The organism is Lysinibacillus sp. VIII_CA (assembly GCF_049943995.1).
Taxonomy (GTDB): Bacteria; Bacillota; Bacilli; order Bacillales_A; family Planococcaceae; genus Lysinibacillus; species Lysinibacillus pinottii.
Genome location: NZ_JBNFXM010000004.1, coordinates 1 through 9,287, shown reverse-complemented (window position 1 = coordinate 9,287; position 9,287 = coordinate 1). Strand labels below are relative to the sequence as shown.

The 9,287-nt window shown below is 33.6% G+C and carries 7 protein-coding genes and 2 pseudogenes; all 9 read right to left on the bottom strand.

Features of this window, described 5'->3' with window-relative positions; genetic code table 11:
• Positions 1–236 (bottom strand): annotated as a pseudogene (locus ACP3VS_RS07320) (hypothetical protein); the annotation flags it as partial.
• A gap of 294 nt (positions 237–530) precedes the next feature.
• Positions 531–1,604 carry an EAL domain-containing protein gene (locus tag ACP3VS_RS07315; protein ID WP_198695957.1) on the bottom strand — a complete coding sequence of 358 codons (1,074 nt, stop codon included), beginning with the start codon at positions 1,602–1,604 and terminating at the stop codon, positions 531–533.
• 253 nt (positions 1,605–1,857) lie between these two features.
• Entirely contained in the window at positions 1,858–3,594 is a 1,737-nt protein-coding gene (locus ACP3VS_RS07310) for a methyl-accepting chemotaxis protein (protein WP_031419456.1), read from the bottom strand.
• 106 nt (positions 3,595–3,700) lie between these two features.
• Positions 3,701–5,152, bottom strand: coding sequence for a HAMP domain-containing sensor histidine kinase (locus ACP3VS_RS07305; protein WP_426388496.1), 1,452 nt, complete (start codon positions 5,150–5,152; stop codon positions 3,701–3,703).
• Positions 5,145–5,807 (bottom strand): response regulator transcription factor, encoded by a 663-nt coding sequence (locus ACP3VS_RS07300; RefSeq protein ID WP_012293798.1) that lies wholly within the window; start codon positions 5,805–5,807, stop codon positions 5,145–5,147. The genes ACP3VS_RS07305 and ACP3VS_RS07300 overlap by 8 nt, the downstream gene beginning before the upstream one ends.
• A 300-nt stretch (positions 5,808–6,107) precedes the next feature.
• Positions 6,108–6,335, bottom strand: coding sequence for a hypothetical protein (locus ACP3VS_RS07295; RefSeq protein WP_241745264.1), 228 nt, complete (start codon positions 6,333–6,335; stop codon positions 6,108–6,110).
• A gap of 66 nt (positions 6,336–6,401) precedes the next feature.
• Positions 6,402–7,085 (bottom strand): ABC transporter ATP-binding protein, encoded by a 684-nt coding sequence (locus ACP3VS_RS07290; RefSeq protein ID WP_012293796.1) that lies wholly within the window; start codon positions 7,083–7,085, stop codon positions 6,402–6,404.
• Positions 7,086–7,097: 12 nt separating this feature from the next.
• Positions 7,098–8,513, bottom strand: coding sequence for an ABC transporter permease (locus ACP3VS_RS07285; protein ID WP_036215460.1), 1,416 nt, complete (start codon positions 8,511–8,513; stop codon positions 7,098–7,100).
• 621 nt (positions 8,514–9,134) lie between these two features.
• Positions 9,135–9,287, bottom strand: a pseudogene (locus ACP3VS_RS07280) (glutamate:protein symporter); the annotation flags it as partial.

Genomic DNA, 9,287 nt, shown 5'->3' with positions numbered 1-9,287 from the left:
AGCTGCTTCATGCCTTCTTCTTTCGTTAGTGTGCCTGCCTCTACTTGGTCAAAAATAGCCTGCACCTTTTCTTTTGAAATTTCATCAAAGTTCGCTGGTTTAGTTGCTTGCCCTACCACATATTCACTACTCACACTCACTTGAGTCGGAACTTCTGCTGCGAATGCAGACCCCAAAGTGGATAGTGCAAATACAGCACCTAAAGTAGTAGCAGCCAATCTCTTTTTCTTTTTCATGTTTTTATTCTCCTTTTAAAATGTATTTTGTCTTACAGGTTTTATAATAAAGGCATTATCTGTAGTTCATATGGGAACAGTATGGAGATTTTCTAGAGATTTCCTGAAGATAATCTGGAGTTCCCTTCTTTCTTATTCATACCTTCACCTTTTCTTGGTTTTATGAAGCAAAAAACGCAACCCCTTTCTAACATTAAGGGTATTGCGTTTTTTTATGGTATTTTTTATGTAAAAATCCCTTTTATTCTATAGAGGTTGCTTTACTTTCCTTACACTAAAAATGATCTCAATAGCCTAACTATTCTCACATATAAATTTTGTCAATTCATTTATTGTTAGAGGTTTCGATATGTAATAGCCTTGTATGGAATCATATTGGGCTTTCGATAAGGAATTAAGCTGTTCAACATTGTCGACGCCTTTTATGATTACTTCTAGACCCATAGCTTTGATAAATTTTGTCAGTAGCTCCATTACTTTTTTATTTGATTTCCCACTTATAAATAGCCTATCTAGTTTCACCCCATCCAGGGGGAACAAGGTCATATATTGAAAATTCGAGTTTCCAGTACCAAAATCATCAATAAAAATACTATGACCTCGATCATGAATAATTTTTAGATTGGCTCTTGCTTCTATTCCCATTATAGTTTCTTCGGTTATTTCAAAAGCAATTCGATGATTGTTATTAAAACTAATTTCATCTAAATGTTGAATTAGCCAAGTAATATCCTTGATTAATGGCGCTGATAAATGAATCGAAACATAAATAATTTCATTATATCTACTCAATAATTCAACAGCCTTATTTATAATGTTCTTGGTTAATTCTATCAAATTCTCTATATGTAAAATTGGAATACATATACCCGTAGACATAGAGCCCATATCTTCCGACTGCCATCTACTTAGTGCTTCAAAGGATATTTGTCTATTATTGTGTAATATCGGTTGGAAAACTATTTCAAACTCTTCCGTTGCTAAATCTTTCTGTGACATGCACTCTTTTATCTCACTACTTTTCGTGTTTTGCGAATAGACTTGTCTAACGTAATTTAACGCTGGAAGTTTTCTATCTTGGACATAAAGATACTGTATCTTCAAAAATTCAATATTCGATAATTCTTGCATAATCAACTGTGCTTGTGACTGAGCATGACAGATTAAAATATATTCCTTATCAAATACTCTATACCATTCCACTTCTTGTTGATACAAAGTTAGCTTCCTTTCAACCACGTCTATGTGTTTAGAAGTATTCAAGTCATGCCAACTTATAATCGTAATATATACTAATGCAAAAGTTTTTTTACGTTCAATACTTTTTAATACAGATTTACGATTTGATTCAAATATCCCCGTCTCCATCCTAATTCCTCCAATAGGGTCGTTTCAACCTCCATCTTTTATTAAAAAATTACTATTTTATTGTTTTATAAAGCATATCTGTAGTTAGTATAGATGCTGTATGAAGTTTATATGAAGCATCAACAAAAGATACCATTCCGAAGCTATAAAAAAGCTAACAAATTTATGTGTTCATCATTTTGCTAGCTCTATATTCTTCGTAGCTTCGATGAGAGTATGTTTCTATTTTATAATTCTAATCAAACGCAATTATTCATTCGTTGGTTTTAAAGTTTGATACTAGATTTTGAAGCTCCTGCGACATCTCTGCTAAAGAACGAGAAGCAAATGTCATCTCAGTCATCGTAGCAGACTGTTCTTCCGCTGCTGCAACAACTTGTTGTGTGTACCTCGATGACTGATCGGTAACTTCTTTGGTTTTCAGTATTTCATTTACTAGAATCTCTGTATTCGTATTAATTTCTTGAATTTCAGTTGAGACAGATGAAAGTTTATGGTTAATCATGTCTACATCGGCTGCTATTTCTTCAAAAGTTTTTCCAGCGTTTGCCACATAACCTATACCCGTTTCAACGACACTTTTCCCTTCATTGACCATTTGTGCTGTATGCTGTGTATTAAGTTGAATTTCACCTATGAGTGAAGAAATATTGTTTGCTGCATTACCCGATTCCTCCGCTAGTTTTCTAACCTCATCCGCTACAACAGCAAAACCTTTACCTTGTTCTCCTGCACGCGCTGCTTCAATCGCTGCATTTAAAGCAAGTAAATTTGTTTGTGCTGCAATGTTAGTAATGACCGTAATAATCTCACCAATCTCTTGTGATTTACTTTCAAGCAATCGCATTGCTTCAGTTGTCACTATGTTTTGGTTATTAATGTGATTCATTTGTTCAACAGACTGATTAATAACTTCATTACCATAAAGAGAGACTTTAGAGGTTTCAACGGAAAGGTCATTTAATTCTTTAATATTTTTAGTAATGGCAGTAATGCTCGATGATATCTGCAAAACAGAATGATTTGCTTCTTCCATTCCAACTAGTTGCTTTTCTTGTCCTATAGAAATTTCCTGAATAGCCCTCGTAATTTCATCTGAAGCGGTGCTTGTCTGTTCACTACTCGCAGTGAGTTGTTCGGATGTAGCAGCAACATGTTCGGCTGAGTTCGAAACGGATTCAATAATACCTCGTAAATTTGTCGTCATCGTATTTATGCCTGTCGCTAAAATGCCTAACTCATCCTTATTTTTAACGTTTAAATATGTAAAGGTTAAATTTTGATTAGCAATGTTTTCAACACTTTCAGTAACCATTTGAACAGGAACGGCTAAGTGTCTGGAAAATAAAAATATAACGATTAAACCTATTAAAATACTAATGCCCAAGGTAATCATAATCGTATATTGGATTAAATGAATTCCATGATTAAATGATGTCATTAAGCTACTAGCGCTTACTACCCAACCCCAGTTCGGATCTAAAGCAGAGTAGGCTATTTTGTCTTCTTCGGCATCAGGGTCTTGAGGCATGGCTCTAGCATAATAGGTAAAATCCCCGCCATTTTGTGCTGCGGTTATCATATTTTGCACCATATAAACGCCATGGCTATCTACATTTTCCCAAGCATTTTCTCCTTCCGAGAAAGGATGAGCTACCCTATCTCCACTCGTTCCATAAATAGCAAAATAGCCATCTTCACCTAAATCAACGTGTGTCGTTATTTTACGGGTGCCATCACTTTGTAAATCCCCAATTAATTTTTGTTTTACTTTTTCTTGGGCTTCCTCCAAAGATATTTCTCCAGTTTGAACCGCATAATTCATTGAATCAATTAATTGCAGTGCCATTTCAACATTATTTTTTAACATCTTCTCTCCCAAATCATCCAAGTGCTCTTTAGCAGAGTGATAACTGCTAACCCCTATAATCAAACCTGGAATTAATAATAGGCTCAAAGAAATAATAATTAACTTTGTTCTTATCTTCATTTTCAGTCAATCTCCTATCTAATATAAGACTCAATAAATCTAAATTGATTATTGAGTCGTCTGTGTATTCGGTTGTAGCCTTCAAAAAACTCAATCTTTAAAGCATTTATTTATTTTTAGGAAATGTAACTAAAAATTGAATGCCATTCTCAACATTATTCACAGAATAATGAATAGAGAGTGATATAAATATTTGCTTAACGATATATAAGCCTAATCCACTCCCACCAGTATTTCTATTCCTTGATTTTTCGATTCTATAAAAAGGTTGGAATAATTGTTGTAGTTCCTCTGCTTTAATTTGTACACCCGTATTCATGACTTGAATTTGAATCTGATTTTCTTTTGAATCCTTCGTCAACCCTAAATATACTGTTTCTCCTTGTGGTGAATACATAATTGCATTATGGATAATATTTTTAAATGCTTTTTCTAGTAAAACATTTTCTGTAAATACGTACAGATTTGGGGGAATTTTATTAATAATCGTAATATCCTTTTGAGATGCAAAAAAAACGAGGTCTTTCGTTATAGTCTCAATTAAATCTGAGAGATTTGTTTCTTTCATTTGGATTTTGAATATATGTTGCTCTAGTTGGGACATACTCAAAATTTCACGAACAAGTTGTTCCATTCTTTCTATAATTTTATGGTTTTTTTCTAAATAGAAGTCACGATTTTCATAAGGTCCAATATTATAAATCATTCCTTCTATATACCCTTTCATTACAGTGAGTGGCGTTTTTAATTCATGTGCAACTGTAGCAAAAAATTCCCTCCGTTTTGTTTCGACTTTTCTTTCTCTTTCAATATCATCTTTTAATTGTTCATTTGCTATTCGTAAATCATTCATTGTCTTTTGCAAATTATTCGACATCTCATTTAAACTATTCGATAATTCCTCTAACTCATCATTAGAACGAACGATTATATTTTCTGAAAAATCGAGGTTAGCCATCTTTTGCGCTCGCTCATTTATATAAAGGAGTGGTTTTGTAATAAACCTTGAATATAAATAGGCACTTCCTAGGCTAATACATACAACAATGATGCTAATATAAGGAAGAAAACGTACTAAGACCTGTGAAGCTTCATCGATTGGTTGAAATGTCGCAAATACAGTAACTATTAAATGGTGTCCATTCAGAAATTGTATGGGCAAAGATTGATTAAATGCATAAACAGTGTCTTCATTTTGTGTTGGTGATGATGCTTTTCCAGTAATCGTCGGTGATTGTGTATTTCCCTGAAAATTAAAAGAAGGAGAGTATAAAATATGTCCGTTCTTTTCTTGTAGATAAATGATTGCATTATTTTCTAAGGAGTACTCATCCAAAAGCTCCTTCGCTTCTTTTAATGTTAAATTCTTAGATTTATCAATTATTTCCGTTATGCCAGATTGGAGCTGATTTGTTTTATATTGCTCGTAGAATGTTGGAAGGAAGAAGTATAAAGTTAAATAAATTAATACCGCAAACGATAGCAATATAAGAGAAGTAATCATAAAGAGCTTATAGGTTATTTTTTTCATCTTTAAGATGTTGACAATCCTATTCATCGATTTTGTATCCGATACCCTTTACTGTTTTAATATAGGGTAAATTTAATTTTTTTCGTAAGTTTTTTATATGAGTATCAATCATCCGTGTTTCTCCCGAATAATCATATCCCCAAACCTTTTCTACAATGATCTCTCTAGTAAGCACTTTTTTTTCATTATGGAGTAGTAGTTGTAGAATTTCGAATTCCTTTGTAGTTAATGGTATTTCTTCCTTATTTACATATGCTTTATATCCGTCGCAGTCGACATTCAGTTCATTAAAATTCAAATGATTTCCCCAACTTTTATGATTACTTCTTCTAAGAACCGCTTGCACTCGTCTGATCAACACATGAAATGAAAACGGCTTAGTTATATAATCATCAATACCAAGATCAAAGCCTTTCATTTGATCTTGTTCTTCTTCTAACGCAGTTAAAAAGATAATGGGTATATTAGAATGATTTCGTAGCATTTTGGCCACTTCAAATCCATTGAGATTGGGCATCATAACATCAAGGAGAATTAAATCAAATGATTGCGTGTTTAATCTCTTTATTCCCTCTACTCCATCAGATGCCACCTCTATATTATAATTTTGTGTCATCAAAAACTGCTTAATTAATTCTTGAATTTCTAAATCGTCTTCTACTACTAAAATATTATAGTTCATTAAGATATCCCCCCTAGTTAGCCATTATAACCACGCAATCTGTAGTTTATGTGAAGATACCTACATTATTCCTAAAAAATTTTATATGACCCTTACGATCAAAGTCTTACATTCATTTCATAAGAAAAGGGTAATCTTCAAGTAAAAAACCCTCAAAGATCCATAGTTAGATTTACAGATCTTTGGGGGTGTTATAGTATTTTTCACTATAGTTATGAAAGAAAATTAATATGGAGATGTTGAACCCTGAATACTTTCTTCTGAATTAGATGTGGACGAATCCCATTGCTCAGGCATTTGTCAACCAGTGAATTCCTCCCATTGTTCTGGGGTCAGCTCACCTCTCGGATTTGGAGATTCCCAATCACGCTGAGCCGGATTCCTTTCATCTAAATACGAATTATAATCCTGATACATATTGCCTTCAGTGTCACCTAAGTCTCGATTGAAATCCACTAAGTTAGTAAACATACCTATTGCTATTCCAAGAGAGACTAAACCTAATGAGGTCGCTATTTTTGTCCACATTATATACCACTCCCATTTTTTTATTCCATCACATTGCACATACATTGTCAGTTAAAATAGCCTCGTTTATTTACTCAGATTTTCACAAACTAAATGGCGTTTTTTAAGATAAACTATCTGATCAGATTGTTTGGCTACTTCTTGTGAATGCGTCACAACAATGATACATTTATTTTCTTGATGAGCTAATTCCTGAAATAGTTCAACGATTTCAGCTGAGGTTTTCTCATCTAGATTACCCGTCGGCTCATCCGCAATTAATAAATCGACATTACTAGATAATGCACGAGCAATAGCGACACGTTGTTGTTGGCCACCACTAAGCTGTAAAACCTTTCTTTTTGCTTCTATTTCTGTCAAACCTACCATTCCTAATAATTCAAGCGCTCGTTTCTTTTTATCTTTTGCTTTAACTCCTGTAATTTCCATAGCCGTTACTACATTTTGTAGGGCTGTCATATAAGTAATCAGATTATAGGATTGAAAAATAATTGAAACAAATTTATTTCTATATTTATCCAATCCAATTTTTTTTATATCTTTTCCTTTATAGAGCACATGTCCTTCTTTGGGGTTATCTAAGCCACTTGCCAAACTCAGTGCTGTTGTTTTTCCTGAACCTGAAGGACCTAAAATGCTATAGAAACAGCCTTTCTCAAAGGTAAAATTAACATTCTCTAGTAAAGTATTCTTCCTGTTATTATTTACATAATAATAATATAGGTTTTTAAATTGTAATATAGTGTCCATGTGTGACTCCCCCTACTCATCTTTTAAAAGTATTTCTTTTGGATTTAAGCGAAGAATTGATAGTGCTGGAAGAAGTGTCGATAAAATGGCAATTAACAGTCCTAATCCACCTAATTTCAACACATCTTGTGAAGTTATACTTACATCAATATCATCAATAGGCTTCACGTCATGATCTTGCTTATTCATCATTCCAAATGAGAATCCTAAATTATTTGATTCTTCTTGATTTTCTTGAGAGGCTATAACTTCTTGCTGTAATAAGCTATCTCCCATTTTTTGAGACACTGTTTCACCCGTAATTGTAGAAATACCAAATGCTAGTACCGCTATACACAATACTTCTACTAATAATTGACCAATTAATTTTCTCTTTTTCTCACCGATTGCTAAGAGTATGCCTAACTCTTTACGTCGCTCTTTTATTGTTAACATAATAATAAGAGCTAAAATAATTGATCCTGTAATGGATACTAAATAGACCATCCATTTTGAAGTAGCAGCAATATTCTCAATGGGACCAACCATTTTCTGATATAAAGCATCATGTGCATCTAACTTGAACAGATCAAAATCAATATTGCTTTTCTTTGCCTCCGTTTTGAAGTTTTCAATATTTTCTGGGTCGTCTAAGTAGTATATAGCTTCATTAATGACTGAACCCTCTTCATCACTATCTTTCGTCGCGTCATAATTTGTGTATAGCTTGTTAGATGGATGCATCATAGCTGGTAAATTTCCCTCGAAGTCAGAAATACTTGAGTTTTTATATATCCCTATGATTTCTAACTCTACTTCAGATGTCCCTTCCATTGATTGAACCTTTAACATATCACCAACTTGAAGCTCGTTTTGCTCTGCTAATCGTTTTTCAACTAGCGCTACTTTCTTATTTTTATCCTCAGGTGTAATTGAACGACCTTCCATTATTTCATGCGTTCCATCGGTAAATTCCTGCAATAATTCAGAACTTCTCACGCCTTGAAGAAACGTATTAGGCATTTTCATATTTCCAGAATTACTACTGCCTACCGCACCGCTTACTCCATCATCACCTTCAGCATCGTTAATAGGTGTGTAATCATCTGCTACAACCATGTCACTTTTAAGATAGTTGTAGTCTATTACATAAGGTGATTTAGCTAACAAATCTGCATCTTCTGTAAAAAGTTCAGGGTGTTGTATTTCCCCATTTGGATTTTCTTGTCGCTGCTTTGCCACGTTTTCCATAAGCTTTTCTTCGTCCATTCGAAGACTTACGTCTACACCCAATGTTTGTCTAGCATGATCATTTGCCTTTTGTGACACATTTTGTATGGCAAATCCGGCTAATACAAGATTAGAAACTACTAAAAATACAGTAAATAATATAATCGATTTCCCTTTCCTCGCTTTCACACTTAAAAATGCACGTTTGATAAAATTCATTTCCTTACCTCCTTCGTAGTTCAAATATATTTGACCTATCTGGAGTTAATATGAAGTGAGTGAAAACTTTATCTAGAGATATAAGGGAGTTTACGTGAGTCATATTCTAAAATTTCCAACATGAGCTACCACAAACGCAGTTGAAACAAAAGAAGGTCGACATAAATTGGGATTTATGACTAGGAGGATTTTCAAAAATGTTATTCCATTTTTTTCAGCATCAAACCTGTTGGAAGTAGTGAACTGACGAACATCAAGAAATATGTAAAGTGAAGACCTAAGCCATTTTTAACAAAGCAAATGTTGAGACACTTAAAGTGAAATATAAAGGAGTACTCACCTAAGACATGAACGGCTAAATACGATTTGGCCAATATGTAGAGAAATATGGTACCTTCTCTTCCAATAAAGTAATTCCAGTGAATGCAAAAAGGAATGTAGCAGATGATTTATACACATATATCGGAAGCCCAACGATTGAAAAAGAGGATTAAGTTTAATTCTTGCCTATAGACAATATGATTCTAGTAGTATAAAAAAAGCACCTTTACGTTGATGGGCTATGGTTCATCAACGAAAGGTGTTTTTTATGTTAACGAATGCTAAACATTGCGATAAAGCTTATGCTAAATTTTCATTTTCATTTTCATTAAAGTAATTCTTCATTTTTTCGCGATCGAAACGGCCTTCCCATTTTGCCATCACTAATGACGCTAATGAGTTACCAATTACGTTAACAACTGTACGTCCCATGTCAAGGATACGGTCAATACC